Here is a 19,685-nt window from a genome sequence, read left to right on the forward strand (position 1 = left end):
TGCTACTTCTATTATTTAACGTCTCAGGCACTTTGGCGGGAGGGCGGGGTGGGGTGGGGTAGAGGAAAAGATTCATTGACGGGAACCAAATTCATCCCACCCTTGAAAAGGCGTGGGTTTTCTTTGGTTCCCGTACCCTCCATCAGGATAAAACTCTTTTTTACATATCCGCAGTATGGTAATAGTTGGAGATTCAAAGAATGCAAGTCAGTACCATCCTGTTTAGGTGCTGTTAAGATCAAGATGTATAGAATTCCTGTTGGAACATTGAAGAGATGTACTATAATTCGAGATGTCAATCAGTGGTACTGCGTAATTATTATCGATGACGGAATTGACAAGCCTATTACAGATCATGGTACAAACAAAAAGCCTGTTGGAATAGATGTTGGTCTGCTGAACTAGCTGACTTTGAGTGATGGAAAGAAGATTCAAAATACACTAGACTTTAAAGCTCAAGTAAAGAAGATCAAGCGATTACAGAGAATCCTATCTAGAAAACAAAACAAAAGGATTCCAAGAGTAGAGAGAAGGCAAGAATAGCCTTGTCAAAAGCATGGAGAAAGCTGATAAGAAGACAGCGTGATGATTTCGTACACAAGACATCGAAGATGTTGTCAGATGAAGGATATACGCTCATTGTATTTGAAAAACTGAACATCAATAACATGGTCAAGAACCATTCTCTAGCATCAGCAATAATGGATATATATGCCACTTGGGCAGAGCTGCGCGAATATACACTGCCTACAACGTAGAAAAGCGCGGCGGACAAGTTATTCTTGTCAATCCAAATGGTACTCGCAGAAATGCTCAAGATGCGGGACAGTTGCTAAAGAAAAGCTTGACCTTGACGAACGTATCTTTGAATGTCATAGCTGCGGTCTAGTCATTGATAGGAACTGGAATGCAGCTATTAATATTCTGAAATTGGGTCTGGAACAGGCCTATGCTGAGAAGCAGCAGAGCGCCTCTACTTGTCAAACGGATAAGCAAGTTTGCTTTGAGGAGGTATGAAGCTCAGTAATGGGTAGTTCACAATTCAAGTTGGATAATATTCACCTTGTAGTTTCGACCATTGTCGCATCAGCCTTTATATATTTAGTTCATTGACAATCAGCGAACATGGCCTTTGAAGACATGCTCCCTATCGGCGCATCCATAGCGTCAATGGCGGTCGCGGCCGGCCTTGCAGGCTGGGTTGGCAGGCAGCACAGCGGCACCGAGAAGATGATGAGCATATCGTCGGCGGTCAGGACGGGAGCGATGGCCTTCTTGAGGCGCGAGTTCAAGATAGTCATACCAGTGGCAGTTGCACTTGCAGTAATAATCGGCTTTGCCTCTGGCTTTTCAAACGGCGCAGCTTTTGCGGTAGGCGCTGCTCTATCCGGCCTCGCAGGGCTCATTGCGCTTAGAATCACCGTCAAGGCGGCGGTGAGGGCTGCGCAAGCAACTTCCAAGGGTCTGGGGCCGGCTTTTGCAGCTGCGTTTAGGGGTGGCGCGACAGTAGGGTTGTCTGTGCCGGCAATGGCGCTGATCGCGATCACCGTGCTTTTCTTTGTGTTTCCAGACCCTCTAACCATAGCCGGGGTCGGAATCGGTGCAAGCCTGATCGCGCTTTTCATCAGGGCCGGCGGAGGCATATTCACAAAAGCAGCAGACCTTGGAGCCGACCTTGTGGGCAAGGTAGAGGCCGGAATCCCTGAAGACGACCCCCGGAACCCCGCGACAATCGCGGATAACGTCGGCGACAACGTAGGCGACGCAGCAGGCATGGGCTCTGATGTCTATGAATCGTACATCGTCACGATACTTGCCGCCATGCTGCTTGGCGCGCTCATTGTCCCAACATCGCTTCAGGCAATAGGCGGCGATAGGTTTGCGCTGACAACGCTTCCAATAATTGGCATTGAGGTAAACCCGCTTGTCATATACCCGATGCTGATCGGGGCGTCGGGCCTGATCGCGTCGATAATCGGCGCCATGACAATAACTTCAAGGAAGATATCCGACCCCATGAAGCCGCTTGATATCGCCTTCATGGTGAGCGCCGCAATAGCGATCGCGCTCAACTTTTTCTTCACGACAAGTTTCCTTGGCTACAACGTGCTGTCCTACGCGCTGTTTGCGACCACGGTCGTAGGTGTGATACTAGTGCCAGTCATACAGAGGATTACCGACTATTATACCAACTACAAGTACAAGCCTGTGAAAGAGATCTCTGACTCGACAAAGTGGGGTTATGCCTCAAACACACTTGCCGGAATAATTATGGGCATGCAGTCGACCGGGCCTTTCATGCTGTCAATAGTGGTGGTGCTTGGGATTTCATACGGCATCACGTTTGGAATAACACAGGATCCACTCGTGGGCATCTATGGAACAGCGATGGCGGCGATGGCCATGCTCAGCCTTGCGGGAATCGTGCTCTGCATCGACGCTTTCGGCCCAATCAGCGACAACGCCGGCGGCATCGTGGAAATGACCGGTATGGGCGAGGAGAACCGCGCGATAACCGACAAGATAGATGCGGCTGGCAACACCACCAAGGCGATCACAAAGGGCTTTGCAATAGCCAGTGCAGGACTTGCGGCGCTTGCCATGATACAGGCGTTCCAGCACGAGGCAGACAAGATATTCCCAGCAATGACGTTTGAATATTCGCTGTCAGATGTTGGGCTCGTTATAGGGCTCTTGATAGGAGGGCTCATTCCGTTCTTTGTAACCAGCCAGCTTATCGCAGGGGTCAGCAGGTCCGCATCAAAGATGGTAGACGAGGTGAGAAGGCAGTTCAAGGAAATACCCGGCATACTTGATGGCAAGGCCACGCCTGATTATGCAAAGTGCGTCGACATTGCGACTGGCGCAAGCCTGCGGGAGCTGTGGAAGCCGGCGCTTGTAACCGTGGCTGCGCCGATCATAACTGGCATACTTCTTGGGCCGACTGCGGTGGCAGGCGTGCTGATGGGCGCAGTAGTTAGCGGGCTCTTCCTTGCATACCATCTTGCAAACAGCGGAGGCGCGTGGGACAACGCCAAAAAGTACATCGAAATGCAGGGCAAGAAAAAGACAGAGGCCCATGCTGTTGCTGTCGTTGGCGACCTCATAGGCGACCCGTACAAGGACACGGCCGGGCCGGCGCTCAACACTGTCATCAAGCTGCTCAATACGGTCGCGATAGTGTTTGTGCCAGTATTTATCGCGATACTGGCGCTTTAGTTCAGTTCAATTCAATTCTTGGGCTAGATCTGCATCATGCTCTTTTCTACGCGGGGGAGCACCTTGTTTTCAATCACCTTGATTGGATCAGAGGCCAGATCCATGGACAGCATAAGGTAGAACTTGTCGTGTCCGGCAGACACTACTGGGATCGTCGCCCTGATGAGGTTCTCAAACCTGCCCACCACGTATTTCAGCCTTCCAACTTTGGGGCCTCCCTGAATGACGCCCATGCGCTGGATGGCCTGTATGGTGTATGCTTCTGTTTCTTCCTTGGTGGATAGAGGGACAAGGCCCGGCTTGTACACGGTAGCAATCAGGCTGCCAAGATGATCGGCCAAGCCTACATACCGTATAGATCTGTCCAGATGGAGGACTTCATCGCACATCTTCTGGTAGTCTGCCACTGAAGAGGTAAGTGTATGCTGGCTTCATATACTGTGCGGTTGGACTAGATCTGCTGCAGCAGCATCATATTGGTGCTCTACTGTTTGCAAACTTCAATGGCGAGCTGTTAGCACACACGACCAAAAATATAAACACAGGCCGCGCTATCGACATTCGCATAGATGGAATTTAGCACCAAGTTCGACGCCAAGGCGATCGAAAACGAGGTTCGCAATTATCTCGATAATCTCGATTTAAGGGCTCATCTTGAGAACGAGCTTGCCGGCAAAGAGCTCGTCGGCTACATAGAGGGGCCGCCGACAATGAATGGTGAGCCCCACGCGGGGCACCTCCGCGGCAGGATAATCAAGGATCTCTGGTACCGCTTTAACACGTTGCAAAAAAAGAAAGTGATCTTTCGAGCCGGGTGGGACACGCAGGGGCTGCCGGTAGAGCTGCAGGCGGAAAAGGAGCTTGGGCTGACTGGCAGCAAGGCAGAAAATATCAGCAAGGTAGGCGTAGAAAAAATAGTTGAAACCTGCAAAAAGATAATCCACTTTTACAACGAAAAGTGGGTCGCAGTTGACAAGCTGCTTGGCATATCGTTCAACTATGAAAAGGCGTACTGGACATTCCGGGACTCGTACATAGAGCGGGAGTGGCAGTACATGAGAAAGGCGTGGGAGAGCGGGGTGCTAAGAGAGTGGTTCAGGGTAGTCGCATACTGTCCGTCGTGCCAGACGTCCCTTTCAAACGCTGAAGTGAACCAAGGCTATGAAACCGTCGAAGACCCATCGTTCTACTACAAAGTAAAACTAGCAGACGAAGACGCGTACATGATAGTATGGACTACGATGCCCTTTACGATCGTCACGGACGAAATGGTGGGGGCAAATCCAAAGGCCGATTACAACTATGTCCGCGCCAACGGCGAGCGGTGGGTAGTAGGAGCCGACAGGATGCAGGACCTGATGAGGGAGCTGCGGATTGAAGATTACGCGGTGGAAAAGACTGTCAAGGGGAGCGAGCTTGACGGCAAGCACTATATCCATCCGCTGTTGCACATGATACCCGGACTTGCGGAACTTGCAAGCAACGGCTCGATCCACTTTGTGGTTGCAGAAGATTTCGTAGATACCGCCACCGGCAGCGGCCTTGTGCACCTCTCGCCGGCAAACGGCGAGGAGGACTTTGAGGTAGCGGCAAAGAGGAACGTCCCGATCTTTGTGCCAATAGACGACAGGGTCATTTTCACAGAAAAGGCAGGCTCGTTCAAGGATCTCTTTGTCAGGGACGCCGACATGAAGGTCGTGCAAGCGATGAAGGAAGCCGGTGCCTCTGTCAAGCTGGGCAAGATAAAGCATCAGTACCCTACGTGCTGGCGCTCGCACCACAAGGTCGTGTGGCTTGCCCGGCGCGAATATTTCTACATTATTGAAAAGCTCGGCGACAAGCCCTTGCAGGCTGCGCAGAATGTCGAGTACTTTTTCGAGCCGCCAAAGAACAGGTTTGTGGAAATAATCAGGGAGCAGCACCCTTGGTGCATATCACGCGAGCGCGTCTGGGGCACCCCACTCCCCGTGTGGTCATGCGCCAAGTGCGGACACAAGGATGCCCTCTTCTCAAGGGCAGAGATCGTGAAGAATGCGATCGAGCTTCCCGACGGGCCGAATTTTGAGCTCCACCGCCCTTGGATTGACAGGATCAAGATCAAGTGTGAGAAGTGCGGCGCGGCCATGCAGCGCGAGCCATTCGTACTTGACACCTGGCACAACAGCGGCGCTGCCCCTTATGCATCTCTCACCGATGAGGAATACCATGACCTTATACCTGCGACCTTTCTGACAGAGGGCATCGACCAGACAAGGGGCTGGGCGTACACGCTCCTGATGGAAAACGTCATCATGAACCAAGCAGGAGTGGCGCCGTTCCAGTCATTTCTCTTTCAGGGGCACGTGCTTGACGAAAAGGGCAACAAGATGAGCAAGAGCCTTGGCAACGTGATCGAAGCACGCACACTCTTGAGCGACAACCCTGTCGACCTCGTGCGGCTGTACTTTATGTGGAAATCATCGCCCATCGAGTCGCTGAACTTTAGCCTAGACGAGATGAGGACACGGTCCTACCAGATACTGAGCACACTCCACAATCTACACGTCTACTTTAAGCAGAACAGCGAATTTGACAAGTTCGATCAGGGCAAACACGTTCTGCAATGGGTTGCAGACAATAACCTGCTTGGTCAGACTGAAGTATGGCTCCTTTCAAAGCTGCAAGGGCTGATAGCCGAGGTGACTGACTCTTTTGCTCGCTGCCGCTTCCATGAAGGTGCCAAAGCTATAGACGAATTTATTATAAACCACCTCAGCCAGACCTACATCCCGCTTACCCGCAACGTAATATGGGATGACAGCGCCGAGAATCTGGACCGGCGCCTTGCAGTGTATTCTGTCCTCGGCCACGTATTGATGCAGATCGACATCATGCTTCACCCGCTATCGCCCTTTATCACAGAGTACCTCTACCTGACGTGCTTCTTTGGTAAGAAAAAGAGTGTTTTGCTTGAGAGCTGGCCTAGACGCGATGAGAAACTTGTCAATGCCAAGATCGAATCGGCATTTGATAGGATCAAAGAGATTGTATCACTTGCCAATGCTGCAAGGAACCTTGCAGGCCTCAAGAGGCGCTGGCCGATCAGGGAAGTCATTATCTGCGGCCAAGGCCTGCAGTCGCTTGATATCGAGGGCGTTTCAGACGCGCTAAAGAGCCAGCTCAACGCGGGCCAGTACAGGCTAGTGGAAATCTCTACAGGCTCACAGCTAGAGAAGGTGGCCGGCCTGCTTGACAGCAAGATGCCGATCTCTGTCAGTGTGGAGCTTGTAAGAAAGAACGTTGCGCCAAGGGTCAAGGCCGATATAGGCAAGGTTGTTCAGGCGTTTGAAAACATAGATAAATTGCGTCTCCTCGGTTCGCTCAGGTCAGGCAATTACTCACTTACCTACGACGATGGCAAAACAGTCGAGCTGTCCCCGTCCGATGTTGAGGTTGCATACAAGGCTGCCGAAGGATACTCGTCGTCTGAAAGAGGCGATCTAGTGGTTTTCATCTCTACTACTCGAGACAAGGACCTGATGGTCAAGGGTCTGATAAGAGATTTGGCAAGGCAGCTCCAGCAGCTGCGCAAAGAGAGGCAGTACAACCCGACAGATATCCTCGACGCAGCGTATGTCGCTGGCCTTGAAGCCGAAGAGATCGCGGCCCTATCCGCCATGAAGGACGAGCTGACATACCTTGTGCGCGTGAAAAATGTCTCGCTGTCAAAAGAACCCCTAGATAACAAGGTAAACTATAAAACTGTCGAGATTGACGGCAGGGAATTCAGAATATCTGTGGAATAATAATTTTTACAAGTTGGCGCGTAATTTTGCTGCTATAATGTAATATTGCTCGTTTCTATTGTCTGGATACAGGGGAGTAGGGGTGTAAAAATATTGCCACCTACTGTACAAGTAAAAAAATTATTGCTTGACAAGTCAATAATTCTTGGCATATTATTCTAAATAGATATTTTCGTACGGTACGCTGATTGACCACCAACGAACAGGTAACCCTTGACAGCTGGGTCATGAGCAGGCTGAGGGACCGGCTTCGCAGGGCATCGATAATAGCCAGCAGGACTGGAAAGCCGGTGGTGCTTTATCGGCATACCATCGAGGAAGTGGATCACTCTGCAGAAGAAGAAATCGCCACGGTCAACGAGCAGTATGTCGTCGTGCAGGTCATTACGCATGGCGGCTTTATCCCGCCCAACTTTCAGCAGCAGTTCGTCTTTACCTTTGAGCAGTTCCCTGAGTGGATAATGAAGAGGAGTAACGAGCTGCTGTCACTCTGCCTTGAAAGTCTTGATCAAGAGATCGTGGACTAGTAAATCTAAATAGATCTGGTTTTTCCATTATAGCTGAAATGGCAAAGTTTGACGGCATAAAGGGGCAGGAGCTGCTCGATTTTGAAAAGACCAAGGACGAGCTCACGCTAATCTTCAAGGATAACAGGTACCTGTTTATCAAGGTCAACAGCGGCGATCTGGTAGTCGATCTGGCAGCGTGCAACACTGCAAAGGGTCAGGAGCTGCAAAGCGTTGAAGAGGGTAGCGGAGAAATCACGCTCATATTCAAAGATGACCACAAGCTGCCAGTCAAAGTCCAGAGCGGCCAGATGCAGGTCGATTCCATTCCAGAATGATATAATATATGGCTCATTACTTTTTACTCTTCAGGTATTTCTCGTACATCAACACCGCGGTTTCTTGTGATATCGACTGCACCGAGCCGGGCCTCATGTTCCTTATCATGTCAATGGCCTGATCCGCGGCAAGGTTCTGCTTTTTGACAAGGTACGCAGCAAGCACAGCGCCAGTCCTGCCCTTGCCGGCGGCGCAGTGAACCATTACGGGCCGGCCACTGCTTATCTGCTGGTCGATAAAGTCGACTGCCTGCGCGAGCTCTTCGATGCTAGGCGCGCCAAAGTCTTCGACTGCCAGATGCAGGTAGTCAATATCGCTCCCATTAAACCAATCTGACGGCAGCGGGACTTCTCTCACGGTGACGATAGACCTGATCCCTTGGTCGATCACCCACCCAAACTCGTCCTCAGATACTGGCAGGCCACAACCTGCCAGCTTGCCCTCTATGACCCAGCTAAAGTTGGTGGGCCTGTCTGTTACCATGCCATGGAGCCTCCGGTAAGCGTCACCTATCTTTGTCAACAGTTATCCAAGGGAAACAACAATTTATTAACAATACGCATAAAGTCATCATGTCAATGCTTGAGGCAAAGTGCCCAGAGTGTGGCAGAAAGGCGCAGGTGAACGACGAGATGTCCGAGGTAAAATGTGGGCATTGCGGCTTTTCTGCTACCTATGATGACTATATCGAGATAATGAAGGGCAAGGCAGTCGATATTGCCGACAACTTTCAGGCAAGCTGGGACAGGAATCCTTTCTAGCTACTACCAGACACTGCCTTTATCACTACAATCGAGGTGCATGCCGCAGTTCTGGCAGATCATGTGGCATGCTGTAAGGTTCCTCATTTCAAACCCGCAGCGGGGACACTCAATGACTTGCTTCTCAGCTTCCAATGCATAGGCTTGGCTATTGGAGCTTTTAATCTTTTTCAGCCTGAATATGAAATATTTTTTATTTATTATACATTAATACCTCGATTGAGCACAAGCCAACTATACTGCCAAGACGATCGTTATCTGTGACCTTGGACTGAATTTCAGATGAATGGTGTAAAAGCGAGCATATATGCTACATGACAAGATGTAGGAACAGGCTAATTTTCTGCGGAGGTGGAGGATGGCCAAAATAATAATACTCATATGCAGCGAACGTTCTATCGTTGGTATATACATGAATTCGTGGCCAATCCTTTTTCTATGAAGCAATCCGCGCTTGGCATAGCGCATCAGTCCCATCCCAACGGCCCTTGGAGAAAAGTAAAATCCTTTGGAAACTAGGTAGTGCATCATAGTTGTAGAGGTAACTCCATTATATCCATGAATCACTTTCATAGATGGTTTTGAGTATTGCTAATTTTAAGGAGTTCTTGATGTTCTGCGGCATATATGTTTGGTAATGACTAAGTAACACATACGTGTTACTTTCAAAAATGACTAGTAGTAGAGCCGCAACATTGTTTCTGTCGATAGAAACTGCCTGAGGGCTTTGTGTGTAAAAAGTAGCAATCTATAAAACCCTGCCTGAGCAAAGCCTTAAATATGATCTTCAGCAGGAGATCTTTTTAGTTCTATTTTCAAGGTTCATTTCGCCAAAACACTTTCTCGCATCTAAAATGTCCTTAAATTGATATTTTTGCGCATCATCCTAGACTAAAAACGCATCAGTATATTGGTGGGGAAGATGCCGTGCCCAAAGGTTAATTAAACGTTGAAGGCGCCTGAACTTTACTTTGGCCCAGTTCAAACTGGTCATCTCGGACACAAAAGGCAGAACAATTTCGCAGGAGCTCAAGGACAGGGCTGCACAGCCACTGGTGGGCTCTAGGATAGGCAGCATCATTGATGCCTCGATAATTGGGGTGGCCGGTGGCAAGCTCAAGATAACAGGTGGCAGCGACAAGTCCGGCACGCCCATGCGCGGCGACGTCCACGGTGGCGTCAAGAAATATGTCCTACTCTCGACCGGCGTCGGCAACAGAAGCGAGGCAAGGATGAGAAAGCTGGTAAGGGGAAACATGGTCACAGAGGAGATCTACCAGCTGAACTGCATGCTGATTGAAGGCACTCTGCCTCAAAAGCAGCAGGCTACTGAAGCTGCAGCAGCACCAGAGACAATAACAGCCGCCGAGTCGGCAAAGAAAAAGAAGTAGTGGCAGTTCCGTACCTTAATATCCCTGAGAATTTTACGATAGTTACTACCATTGCACTGGAAAGAGACTCTGCCGGATTGGTATATCAAGGAATATGGCTACCAGCCCTGCGTTAACATCGGCACTTCGGGCCACGTTGACCATGGCAAGACCACGCTTATAGAAGCCATCACAGGCGTCTGGACCAGCGCCCACAGCGAAGAGCTGCGCAGGGGTATCACGATCAAGGTCGGGTATGCCGATGCGGCGTTTTACAAATGTCCCAAATGCCCGACCCCCGAAGCCTACGGCACACAGCCAAAATGCAACAACTGCGGCGGCAAGAGCGAGCTCCAGCGGGTGGTAAGTTTTGTTGATTCGCCTGGTCATGAAAGCCTAATGGCTAACATGCTCTCTGGCGCAGCGCTCATGGATGGCGCGATACTTGTAGTAGCGGCAAACGAAAAGGTGCCGCAGCCGCAGACAAGGGAGCACTTACTTGCACTTTCTGTCCTTGGTATCCAGCAGATAGTGCTTGTTCAGAACAAGGCTGATCTTGCAGAGTACGACGAGGCTCTTGACAATTACAAACAGATTAAGGACTTTGTAAAGGGAAGCGTTGCAGAAAAAGCTCCAATTATCCCAGTATCGGCCCAGCACAAACTCAACATCGACGCACTTATTGAGGCTATTGAAAACAACATCAAGACGCCGGCGAGAACCAAGAATGTCGAGCCAATAATGCATGTCCTGCGCTCATTTGATGTGAACAAGCCCGGCACGTCTATCAAACAAGTCAAGGGCGGCATCATTGGGGGTGCGCTAGTGCAGGGCGAGTTCAACGTTGGCGACGAAATTGAGGTCCGCCCCGGGCTCTTGGACGAAAAGAAAGGTAAGTACGAGCCCATAACCTCCCAAATTTCAACACTTGGTACCGGAGCCGGCTTGGTCGACGCAGTCAAGCCCGGTGGTCTTGTGGCTATAGGCACGAAACTAGATCCTACGTTTACAAAGAGCGACTCGCTCATAGGCTCGCTGGTAGGCAAGCCTGGCATGCTTCCAAAAGCCGTTGAAGACATCACAGTGGAGACACACCTATTTGATACAGCCGTTGGCACTGCCGAGATGGTCAAGGTAGAGCCGATCAAGGTAAGAGAGCCTATCAGGCTCAACATCGGCACGGCCGCGAGTGTCGGCACAGTGACAAATGTGCGGGACAGCAAGATTGAAGTAAAGCTGAAAAAGCCGGTATGCCTGATGCCAAAGAGCAGGGTCGCCCTCAGCAGGAGGATAGCCGAGAGGTGGCGCCTCATTGGGTCAGGGATAGCCGTGTAATAATATTATGGACATCCTCTGCGATACTAGCTTTTTGATGGTCCTTGTCTCAAAGCCTATCAAGCAGGTTGATAAAATAGAGTCGCAGCTTGGTCGGCTTGACTTCCTTGTGCCGGACATTGTAAAAGACGAGCTTGAGCGCCTTGTTGAAAAGGCCGGCCCAAAGAGGTCCACGCTTGCCAAGACAGCGCTCGAGCTTGCCCAGGCGAAATTCAAGATGGTGAAAGTAGCAAAGGCACAACACGTCGATGATTCGATAATTGATTACGCCATCAAGCACAAGTGCGCTGTTGCAACTATTGATACTAACCTTCGCCGCAGGCTCATTGCAAGTGATGTATTGGTGCTCACGCTCAGCAAGGATAGGCTGATCGTCGCAAACCCAAAGCCAAAGCAAAAGAATCAGATTTAGGTGAACTTGCTATCTGTTCAATAGCTTCTTCCTGCTTCAACGACTCCTTTGGAATCTCTACAGGCGTAACTTCCCGCAGTCTCTGCGGTAGCAGTAAAAGCAAACCTTTTCTTAATATATTCAGACTTGCATTGTAATCCCCGTCGATTACTATATCACACCTATCGCATCTGTGGATGCGAACAGCTAAAGATTTCGGTATCTTATTACTACACTTTGAACAGTCAATTGACGTATGGGCCGGCTCAACCTCTATCACGATCTTTGACTTGTAATTTAACAATCCTTTGAATAGCCGCCAGCCAGAATCTAAAACATGGCATGCGAGATGACGATTCTTTACCATATTTAGGATTCACAGTCGTTCTAGGAAGATTATGTCATATCTTTCTAAGATGCTTTATGCTGGAAATCTAATAATCGTTTATTCCTTATGTGCTCATGTAACATCTGCAATCTGGTCTTGGCTTTTTCCAGTTCTGGCTATCTTTCTTTCTACGGGATAGTGTACGGATACCTCTTCCCAACGGCTTAAGCATCCTGTTTAGATAGAGAGAGAATTCGCTATGGAATGGCTGTCTGAATCTTGGCAGAATTTAATCATTCCAGCATCAATTCTCACTAATTTTCTTGGATCAATAAATCTAAAAGGTTTCACAACTTTGCAACAGATAATTGCATACCACTTCTTACCCTTTTTGTTATGATAGTTGTCTGTTTGATGTTGTAGATTTGTAGATGTATCCTGATCTCTATGTAAAACCTATCTTTGACAGCCATAACAGATCCGTATTACCATGTCTCTCAATCTTGAATCCGGATTGGTTATATACGTGAAGGAGTTGAAGTTTTCAAGATCATAAAAATTGAGTCCACTTACTCTGTATCCTTTCTTTTTCATTTGCTCCAATATCTTTTTACATACTGCTAATCTGGTAGAGATCACATCTGAAGCATTTTGCTATGATAATTTTTCAGCCAAGGTTCTTGTTCCTTTAGTTCAGTAAGCATATGTAGTTCATATCATTGCGTGATAGAATTCTGTTGCCTGTAAGTTTGACAAAACGGTTATAGACCCACCTGCATATGCGTCTAATGCACTCATGAGCTTGGCTGCTTGCTGATTAGTTGGATGAAGTCTGAACTTACAATTGCGAAGCATATATCTTTTAACATGGAGGCTATTTTTACAAAAAATCGCGGTAGTATGTAATGGCAGAAGCTACTTAGGGAGAGGGGGTGTCAATCTATAAATTTTTGTAGTTTAAAATAATGTGTATGCTAGACTTTAACGGAGTCAGCTTTCACTGGCTTGGCCATGACGGCTTTAAAATAATAGCCGGTGGCAAGACCATCTATACCGACCCATATCAGCTTTCAAGAGCGCAGCACAGTAAAAACGATGCCGATATTGTGTTCATTTCGCACAACCACTTTGACCACCTCAGTATGGATGACCTCAAGCACGTGATTGGCAAAAAGACCACTGTCGTGGCTGCCAAAGAATGCATTGAGCAGCTAAAGGCTGCCGGCGCCGCAGAAATAAAGGGAGTCGCGCCGGGCGATAGACTGACTGTTCAGGACTTGCCCGTAGAGGTCATTGCAGCATATAATACCAACAAAAAGTTCCATCCAAAGGAAGACGGCAAGGTGGGGTTTGTATTTACTGTAGGCGGTAACATGCGCATATATCACACGGGCGACACAGACGACATTCCTGAAATGAGCGCGACCAAACCGGACGTAGCGCTGGTGCCTGTATCGGGGACGTACGTCATGACTGCAGAAGAAGCGGCCAGGGCAGTGAACGAAAAGATCAAGCCAAAGAAACTGGCGATCCCGATGCATTATGGGTCAATAGTCGGTAGCGATCAGGACGCGACAAAGTTTAAACAACTTGTTACTGCATGCCCTGTCCGGATCCTTAACCGCGAGTAAGCCAGCTAGGGACGACAAAGAAATGACTTTTTGCGTTACTGTGAAGTTCTTCACTATTTCATGAGCCTCTCAAAAGTCGGTTGCCGCAGTTTTTCTTTGAATGACTGGCAGCACAGGCGATGCAATCATGCAACTAAAATATTAACAATATTTTCTGGCAGAAGCTATAATGATGCAGGATTACAATACCTATAATCAAATATACATAAGGTTCGCTCTCTGTTTTTCAGATTATCTTTAGCAACCTGGCACATGAAATGCAATAGTGAATACGATACTGGCAGCCGAATGTCTTGCTTACTATCTTTTTCCCAATGATCAATGGCTCTTTGCACTGGTAGCACCTGATGATCTTCGCCTGATCAGGAAAGAGAGCCCGCTTACCATCTGTGAGTTTTTTCGCTGTCTTTTGCAGGATGAGGTTGTATGATCTCTTTGTAAGTGTGTAAATTGTCGCAGACATTATTTCGCTGTCATAACTTCTTTTCAGTACAAAAATCTTGCGACAATCTGCGCAGTGATAATAGAACTCCTAATCATCGCTCTCATAGTCATACAGCTGCTGACAGTGTGGTTATTTTGAATAACTAGATTGAACACTTATTTGCGCCTCATTGGATATGCTATGCTCGCAATGATCGCCTGAACCGCCTTGCCCATATTGTGAGCCTTGGCTACTATTTAGTTGATCTCGGCATTTGCACGTAATTGATCCATCATGATGTCTTGGTCGAAATAGCATTGGGCAAAATGTATAACTCTGAAGCGGTAAAGATGTTGACATACATAACCACCCCAAGCCAAGAAAGAACTATACCAAGTAGCACAAGTATGCTGGCATACATTGAGGTGATTGTCGTCTTTTGACAGGAACAGCTATCATAGCTTCTTCCTGCCATCTGAGACATGGCTTCTGACATATCAGAAATGGAACGCCTGTACAAGGCAGAATCCGACCCGGGGTAAAGGAAAGGCTGGCTACTGCTCTGGTACTGAAGGTAGAAGAAGGAGACCTCCAAAAAAGTCTAAGCAAATCCTAGACCGCCCGCCGGCGGGTTCACGGCAGAGTATCTGAAGATGATATGGATCGTTCTTAACTTTTGACGTGCGCGCAGAAGGTGGATGTATATACAGAAATGCAAGGCTGGTTGTCAGGGTGAAGGGCTTCTACACGCGCTCATGCCTCTGTTTGGAGCCATCAGATTGGACGGAAGACACAACAACTATTCAGGCAGTATATATGACTGGTTCGATGAAGAAGATACTTTTCTGGACTATCTCTCAAGCAGATACACACAGGACGTTTCCAAGGTGCTACCTCTTTCTGGACAAGGCACGACAGCATCACAAATCAGAGGAAGTAAAAGAGATATTTCCATGATCACAAAGACATCCCGATACCGTACCACCAGTCTGGATGCCAACAGCGTCGCCAGAGTTCAGGTACTGGAAACATATGCTGGCCGCAGCTGTCAAAGGACAAGCCTGCTTGTCATGACAACGTGTGTGTACTATTATCCATCATTTGGTGATTTGAAGAAGAAGAGGAGTAGGAGGATACTGCGGCATTGCTTTCGGACAAGGCGCTTCTATCTTGATATGAGGAAATATCTGACTGAAGGAGTGTCCCCGCTTAATTAATTATACGACTAGGTATTGGTATTTGTCTTGGTCATCTAATTCTCCTTAACTCTTAGTATAATTGGGTTTATAGAACCAAGTATACTTTATAATAAAGTGACAAATAGTAGCAATGAATGGCACCCGGTTGTCATCAACTATGCTCTCAATACAAGGCTTCAAAGAAATACAAGGACAACAAGAGTACTGGACATACCTATAGACAGAATCTGGGTAAGTACTTTGAATGGATCCGATGGTGCAGCATTTGCCAGACGTATGTGCAGTGGCAGGGATTGAGGTGTCCTTGTTGTAACATGAAGTTAAGAAGCAAACCCACAAAGGAATATCGACAACGCTTTAATGAGCTTCTGGAAGAAACAGGTAGGCCTCTTTTTATTCAAAGCTAAGGTGGGAATTTGCTATTATGGATCATTGTTCAATGATTAACAGTCTATGAACGATTGATAACCAGCATAGGCTGTGAGTTTCCTAGTCGTTTATTCTTTTTGTCTGAGTGGTCAAAGCGTGTTTTATAACCATTCAATCAACTTTGACTTTTCGCATAATATCTCCTCAGTTAGGGAATTTTTCGCATAGTATAATACAATTCAAATTATATTATAGTATTATACGTAAGATAGTTATGCTAAAAGTCCTTATGAAATCAGATTTGGATAGCATTTCAAGAGTTTTAACCCTTAGATACGATCCTCTTGAGAAACCAGTAAGAAAACCTCTAATCTCTTCAGATTTTACACCTTACAGTTCATATGGAGAGGATGTTGAAGCCAGTATCTTAGACTTAATCAAAAAAGAACTTTTGAACAAGTACGATGAGCTCAAGTTGAAGAATGTGTCTCTAGCGCTGAGCGCAGGTGTAGACTCTAGGTTAACCCTTGCAATGATAAGAACTGTTTTGCCAGATGTCAAAATCGATTGCATAAGTGTTGGTTTTGGCGATAAAGAAGATGAGGTTTCACAGGCAAAAGAAATCTCTAGAGTTTACGATTGCAACTTTCATAATATAATCTTAGATGAGGTTTTGTCAGACTTGCCAAAATTGATAGCGATAGTGAAGAAGCCTAAATGGAACCTCTACCAGTTTTACCCACTTGAGCATGGCAAAAAGTATTCAAATGTCTTTTATACGGGAGATGGCGGCGACGAATTATTTGGGGGATATACATTTCGTTATCACAAATTTCTTTCATTATTGCCAAGAGATAAAGGATGGAAGACAAAGGTCAAGCTATACTTGTCATGTCACGAACGCGACTGGGTCCCGGATCAAAACAAGATGTTTGGGTCGGCAGTCAAGTTTTCATGGGAAAAGATCTATGAATTGTTTAGGCCTTATTTTAGTAATGATCTTGAACCTTTGAATCAAATTTTTTTTGCTGATTTCAACGGAAAATTGCTTTACGATTGGTTGCCAGCGAATTTCGCATTTGCAGATTTCCTAAAAATTAGGATTGAATCGATATTTCTGACAAGCACTATGATCGATTTTGCTACGCATATTCCACCAGATAAAAAGTATGATCTAAGAACGAGAATTGGGAAGCTACCGTTACGTTCGATTTTGATTAAACATAAGGGCAATGAAAAAATGATGGAGCCTGTAAAAAAAGGGTTTTCTATAGACTTGATTTCTCTATGGAACAGACATGCAAAAGAAATAGTATCAGCATATGTAAATGCGGAAAGTGAAGTAGTTAGAAATAAAATTATTGATAAAGATTGGATAACAATATCAACCCGAAAACTCGAGGAGAAGAACTCTGACCTAAGACATCGTTACATCAATAAAATGCTGTCTATCCTAGCTTTAGAAATTTGGTATCGCCTATTTATCAGCAAGAGCCTAAATTCAAGACAAAAATTATGACCCCTTTGCGATTGCGTCGTACTAGATGGCATAGACCTATATTATTGAATTTGATTATAAACGACATTGAGCTACAAAAGTCCTAGATATTGGGCGCTTGTAACAGTAAAAAATGGCGAAATGACAATTGTAGAATCACTTGAATCAATCATGAGACAAAGTGTTGAACCGTCCCTTGTTTGCGTAGTAAATGATGGTTCAACAGACTCGACATCCAACCTCTTATTCAAATTAAAGGATAGCTACCAAAATATCCACATAATCACTTTGGAGGACAAAGGTTATGACAGTAGAAGAATTGTCCATAACTGGAATATCGCATGCGATTACGTAAAGAAATCTGGCAAAGAATATGATTATTTATTGATATCTAGTGACGACGTAGTGCTTCCCAAAGAATATGTGGAGAGATTGATACAAGAGATGTCAATAGATCCAAAACTTGCCGTGGTCTCTGGCAACAGAGGCTTGGCACAATCCGATTTCATTTCTCTACCGGAAGGTGCTGGGAGACTAATCAGGGTCTCATTCTTTAGCCAGATAGGATACAGACACCCTCCCTATTACGGGTATGAGCCTTGGATACTGTACAAAGCACTTCAGATGGGGTACCGTATAAGAAAATTAGCCGATCTTAAGTATGAGCACAAAAGAACATTTGGTGTAGGTCATCAATTTATTGAATATGGACCAGCCATGAGATGCTTAGGATATCACCCCATTTTTGTTCTTGCGCGTGTAGTGAGGAATATTCTGACTAACAAAACAGGAATATCCAAGAGCGCAAGCCTACGCATGTTATTTGACTACTTGTTTGAAGGAAAATGGAAAGATGACCCTTATTTCCAGTATTTCGACCCCGAGCTTAGAGAGTTCATCAGAAACCTGCAAAAGCAGAGATTATTTAGAAAATTGACAATGATATAGCGGTCATAGGTTATTTCATTAATCTGACCCGTCTGAGAAGAAAAAATATTATCAGTAGAACAAATATTCCCATAATAGCCGAGACCACTACTTTTGCAGCGGCACTAGATGTTTCTGGCGATAGTAAGAAGAAAAGGCTCAGTATTCCAATTGTAATGCAGGTTGCAAGTCCTGTTATGTTTCTTAATCTTGATCTGGGCAAATTCATTATGATGTATCTAAGTGGGTTGGGTACTATCCATAGCGAAAAGATGAGACGCTCAATAACTCTAAAATCCTTTGACCTGATATTGCCATTATTAGTCATCTTGATTGCTATTCACTCCTTTTTCTCTCTTTAATTCTGCTATCTCTGCTCTTAAAGATTGGATTTTCTCATGAAGTAAAATAATCTCTTCACTTATTTCTAAACCAAATCTGATCTGAACGCTCTTTAGCAGCTCCGTTGGTTTTATAATATCGCCTCCATCGAGTTGAATTTCATCAAGTACAAGTATTCCATTGCCTGTCGTTACCCAGACCGTCCCATCATCATTCAGCCTTACTACGTGACCCGGCATTCCAACGAATTTGGGAGGGTTCTCTAGGACATGCGCTTTCCAAATGAACAATTTTTTTCTAATATCGGACCTTTCTCTTGCATTCTCTACAAAAGGTCCAGTATAGAATGTAAACGCGCCGGGATATGGCGATGTGACAGCTCTGATCAACCTGTCGATCTCTACTGCAGAAAGAGACCAGTTGATCTCCCCGTCTCTTGGCAGCCGGGGATATGCATTAATCGCTTTTGATTCATCTTGTTTCTCTGCTTTTGCTGTCCCCTTTTCCAATTCATCCATTACCTCAAGTGTTAATTTTATAGTCAGCGGAACCAGCTTTTCCCACAGGGTTTTGATCGTCGTATTCTTGTCTATCTTTACATAGCCTTTCTTGTAAATATCGCCTACATCTGCTTGTGGATTGTCCACCATCTTGTGAATACACATACAGGTGATATCATCACCCAAAAGTATTGACCAACTGGTGGCAGCAAAACCCCGGTACTTGGGCAGATCAGCAGGATGTGCATTAATGAAGCCAAGCCTTGGCAACGAGACTACCGGTTCCCTTACTAGTCTCCTCCAATAGAGACTAACACCAATGTCAGGTTTGAGCGATTTAAAAATCGCGTAATATTTGTCGTTATTTATCTTATCAGTCTTGAAGAATGGAATTCCATATTTTGCAGCAAGCTCTTGAAAATGATTATATGAATATCCTTCGGTAATTGCATAATCTTCAGTGCAAATTGCAACTACCTTATGTCCCTTGTCAATGATGGCCTTCAGTCCTTCGTAGCCCAGCTGGCGGGTGCCCAAAAAAAGTACCCTTAACAATGGGGAATAGTCAAAGCATGTCATATTAAAAGTACTGTTTACTCAGAACAAGTCAACTTCTAGAGGGATAAATGCTCGTGCCCTAGCGAAGTAATATCACACTAAATACTATGACATGGGAAAGGTTGAACGAGCTAAAATCTCTGTAGCTCAACTTTCATAATTTGGATCGTTATCGTTTTTCTCAATTTTGTTTATATATGCTT

At 46.2% G+C, this 19,685-nt stretch carries 21 protein-coding genes; 15 read left to right on the forward strand and 6 right to left on the reverse strand.

What is annotated here, in order from left to right; translation table 11 throughout:
• The first annotated feature begins 48 nt into the window (after positions 1-48).
• The 4 genes from NGAR_RS02635 (at position 49) to NGAR_RS02650 (ending at position 3,219) form a co-directional block, all read left to right on the forward strand.
• Complete coding sequence (locus tag NGAR_RS02635; RefSeq protein WP_148680862.1) at positions 49-405, forward strand: hypothetical protein; 357 nt, start codon at positions 49-51, stop codon at positions 403-405.
• 140 nt (positions 406-545) lie between these two features.
• Positions 546-758, forward strand: a complete 213-nt coding sequence (locus tag NGAR_RS02640) for a transposase (RefSeq protein ID WP_015018061.1) — start codon at positions 546-548, stop codon at positions 756-758.
• Entirely contained in the window at positions 712-1,017 is a 306-nt protein-coding gene (locus NGAR_RS19205) for a zinc ribbon domain-containing protein (RefSeq protein ID WP_148680864.1), read from the forward strand. The genes NGAR_RS02640 and NGAR_RS19205 overlap by 47 nt, the downstream gene beginning before the upstream one ends.
• 108 nt (positions 1,018-1,125) lie before the next feature.
• On the forward strand, positions 1,126-3,219 hold the full coding sequence (locus NGAR_RS02650; RefSeq protein WP_015018062.1) for a sodium-translocating pyrophosphatase: 2,094 nt from the start codon (positions 1,126-1,128) through the stop codon (positions 3,217-3,219).
• Between the two features lie 23 nt (positions 3,220-3,242).
• Here the strand turns inward: NGAR_RS02650 and NGAR_RS02655 are convergent, their stop codons facing one another.
• Positions 3,243-3,626: a hypothetical protein gene (locus NGAR_RS02655; RefSeq protein WP_015018063.1), complete on the reverse strand. Its 384-nt coding sequence runs from the start codon at positions 3,624-3,626 to the stop codon at positions 3,243-3,245.
• A gap of 162 nt (positions 3,627-3,788) precedes the next feature.
• Here NGAR_RS02655 and ileS point away from each other — a divergent pair, with 162 nt between their 5' ends.
• The 3 genes from ileS to NGAR_RS02670 all read left to right on the forward strand — a co-directional run bounded on the left by ileS (position 3,789) and on the right by NGAR_RS02670 (position 7,848).
• Positions 3,789-7,004, forward strand: coding sequence for an isoleucine--tRNA ligase (gene ileS, locus NGAR_RS02660; protein WP_015018065.1), 3,216 nt, complete (start codon positions 3,789-3,791; stop codon positions 7,002-7,004).
• A gap of 188 nt (positions 7,005-7,192) precedes the next feature.
• The gene (locus NGAR_RS02665) at positions 7,193-7,531 is read left to right on the forward strand and encodes a hypothetical protein (protein WP_015018066.1); all 339 of its coding nucleotides are present in this window, start codon (positions 7,193-7,195) and stop codon (positions 7,529-7,531) included.
• 38 nt (positions 7,532-7,569) lie between these two features.
• Positions 7,570-7,848 carry a hypothetical protein gene (locus tag NGAR_RS02670; protein WP_015018067.1) on the forward strand — a complete coding sequence of 93 codons (279 nt, stop codon included), beginning with the start codon at positions 7,570-7,572 and terminating at the stop codon, positions 7,846-7,848.
• A gap of 16 nt (positions 7,849-7,864) precedes the next feature.
• Here the strand turns inward: NGAR_RS02670 and NGAR_RS02675 are convergent, their stop codons facing one another.
• Entirely contained in the window at positions 7,865-8,371 is a 507-nt protein-coding gene (locus NGAR_RS02675; protein ID WP_015018068.1) for a dual specificity protein phosphatase 23, read from the reverse strand.
• 56 nt (positions 8,372-8,427) lie between these two features.
• On the opposite strand from NGAR_RS02675, the gene NGAR_RS02680 reads away from it, so the two are divergent.
• The 4 genes from NGAR_RS02680 (at position 8,428) to NGAR_RS02695 (ending at position 11,727) form a co-directional block, all read left to right on the forward strand.
• Positions 8,428-8,610: a zinc-domain-containing protein gene (locus NGAR_RS02680; RefSeq protein ID WP_015018069.1), complete on the forward strand. Its 183-nt coding sequence runs from the start codon at positions 8,428-8,430 to the stop codon at positions 8,608-8,610.
• Positions 8,611-9,581: 971 nt separating this feature from the next.
• The gene (locus tag NGAR_RS02685; protein ID WP_015018070.1) at positions 9,582-10,001 is read left to right on the forward strand and encodes a S6e family ribosomal protein; all 420 of its coding nucleotides are present in this window, start codon (positions 9,582-9,584) and stop codon (positions 9,999-10,001) included.
• A 51-nt stretch (positions 10,002-10,052) separates the two neighbouring features.
• Positions 10,053-11,315 carry a translation initiation factor IF-2 subunit gamma gene (locus NGAR_RS02690; RefSeq protein WP_015018071.1) on the forward strand — a complete coding sequence of 421 codons (1,263 nt, stop codon included), beginning with the start codon at positions 10,053-10,055 and terminating at the stop codon, positions 11,313-11,315.
• Positions 11,316-11,322: 7 nt separating this feature from the next.
• Positions 11,323-11,727 carry a PIN domain-containing protein gene (locus NGAR_RS02695; protein ID WP_228369262.1) on the forward strand — a complete coding sequence of 135 codons (405 nt, stop codon included), beginning with the start codon at positions 11,323-11,325 and terminating at the stop codon, positions 11,725-11,727.
• On the opposite strand, the gene NGAR_RS18245 is transcribed toward NGAR_RS02695, so the two are convergent.
• Both NGAR_RS18245 and NGAR_RS19055 read right to left on the reverse strand, forming a co-directional pair.
• Positions 11,669-12,073: a zinc ribbon domain-containing protein gene (locus NGAR_RS18245; RefSeq protein ID WP_015018072.1), complete on the reverse strand. Its 405-nt coding sequence runs from the start codon at positions 12,071-12,073 to the stop codon at positions 11,669-11,671. The genes NGAR_RS02695 and NGAR_RS18245 overlap by 59 nt on opposite strands.
• Positions 12,074-12,745: 672 nt before the next feature.
• Positions 12,746-12,889 carry a helix-turn-helix domain-containing protein gene (locus NGAR_RS19055; RefSeq protein ID WP_323444717.1) on the reverse strand — a complete coding sequence of 48 codons (144 nt, stop codon included), beginning with the start codon at positions 12,887-12,889 and terminating at the stop codon, positions 12,746-12,748.
• Between the two features lie 116 nt (positions 12,890-13,005).
• Between NGAR_RS19055 and NGAR_RS02705 the strand changes: the two genes are divergently transcribed.
• Positions 13,006-13,665, forward strand: coding sequence for an MBL fold metallo-hydrolase (locus NGAR_RS02705; RefSeq protein WP_015018073.1), 660 nt, complete (start codon positions 13,006-13,008; stop codon positions 13,663-13,665).
• A gap of 226 nt (positions 13,666-13,891) precedes the next feature.
• Here NGAR_RS02705 and NGAR_RS18250 read toward each other — a convergent pair whose 3' ends face one another.
• Positions 13,892-14,128, reverse strand: coding sequence for a hypothetical protein (locus NGAR_RS18250; protein ID WP_015018074.1), 237 nt, complete (start codon positions 14,126-14,128; stop codon positions 13,892-13,894).
• A 740-nt stretch (positions 14,129-14,868) separates the two neighbouring features.
• On the opposite strand from NGAR_RS18250, the gene NGAR_RS02715 reads away from it, so the two are divergent.
• The 3 genes from NGAR_RS02715 (at position 14,869) to NGAR_RS02725 (ending at position 18,103) form a co-directional block, all read left to right on the forward strand.
• The gene (locus NGAR_RS02715; RefSeq protein WP_148680866.1) at positions 14,869-15,306 is read left to right on the forward strand and encodes a hypothetical protein; all 438 of its coding nucleotides are present in this window, start codon (positions 14,869-14,871) and stop codon (positions 15,304-15,306) included.
• Positions 15,307-15,931: 625 nt separating this feature from the next.
• Positions 15,932-17,176, forward strand: coding sequence for an asparagine synthase-related protein (locus NGAR_RS02720; protein ID WP_148680867.1), 1,245 nt, complete (start codon positions 15,932-15,934; stop codon positions 17,174-17,176).
• Positions 17,177-17,242: 66 nt separating this feature from the next.
• Positions 17,243-18,103, forward strand: coding sequence for a glycosyltransferase family A protein (locus NGAR_RS02725; protein WP_148680868.1), 861 nt, complete (start codon positions 17,243-17,245; stop codon positions 18,101-18,103).
• A gap of 299 nt (positions 18,104-18,402) precedes the next feature.
• Here NGAR_RS02725 and NGAR_RS02730 read toward each other — a convergent pair whose 3' ends face one another.
• Positions 18,403-19,479, reverse strand: coding sequence for a methionyl-tRNA formyltransferase (locus tag NGAR_RS02730; RefSeq protein WP_015018079.1), 1,077 nt, complete (start codon positions 19,477-19,479; stop codon positions 18,403-18,405).
• Positions 19,480-19,685 lie beyond the last annotated feature (206 nt).

The organism is Candidatus Nitrososphaera gargensis Ga9.2, from assembly GCF_000303155.1.
Classification (GTDB): domain Archaea; phylum Thermoproteota; class Nitrososphaeria; order Nitrososphaerales; family Nitrososphaeraceae; genus Nitrososphaera; species Nitrososphaera gargensis.

Excerpts from the sequence above, each read along its gene's own strand:
- NGAR_RS19205 (WP_148680864.1), top strand. The coding sequence starts at position 712 with ATGCCACTTGGGCAGAGCTGCGCGAATATACACTGCCTACAACGTAGA.
- NGAR_RS02650 (WP_015018062.1), top strand. The coding sequence starts at position 1,126 with ATGGCCTTTGAAGACATGCTCCCTATCGGCGCATCCATAGCGTCAATG.
- ileS (WP_015018065.1), top strand. The coding sequence starts at position 3,789 with ATGGAATTTAGCACCAAGTTCGACGCCAAGGCGATCGAAAACGAGGTT.
- NGAR_RS02670 (WP_015018067.1), top strand. The coding sequence starts at position 7,570 with ATGGCAAAGTTTGACGGCATAAAGGGGCAGGAGCTGCTCGATTTTGAA.
- NGAR_RS02680 (WP_015018069.1), top strand. The coding sequence starts at position 8,428 with ATGCTTGAGGCAAAGTGCCCAGAGTGTGGCAGAAAGGCGCAGGTGAAC.
- NGAR_RS02695 (WP_228369262.1), top strand. The coding sequence starts at position 11,323 with ATGGACATCCTCTGCGATACTAGCTTTTTGATGGTCCTTGTCTCAAAG.
- NGAR_RS18245 (WP_015018072.1), bottom strand. The coding sequence starts at position 12,073 with ATGGTAAAGAATCGTCATCTCGCATGCCATGTTTTAGATTCTGGCTGG.
- NGAR_RS19055 (WP_323444717.1), bottom strand. The coding sequence starts at position 12,889 with ATGCTTCGCAATTGTAAGTTCAGACTTCATCCAACTAATCAGCAAGCA.
- NGAR_RS02705 (WP_015018073.1), top strand. The coding sequence starts at position 13,006 with ATGCTAGACTTTAACGGAGTCAGCTTTCACTGGCTTGGCCATGACGGC.
- NGAR_RS18250 (WP_015018074.1), bottom strand. The coding sequence starts at position 14,128 with ATGTCTGCGACAATTTACACACTTACAAAGAGATCATACAACCTCATC.
- NGAR_RS02720 (WP_148680867.1), top strand. The coding sequence starts at position 15,932 with ATGCTAAAAGTCCTTATGAAATCAGATTTGGATAGCATTTCAAGAGTT.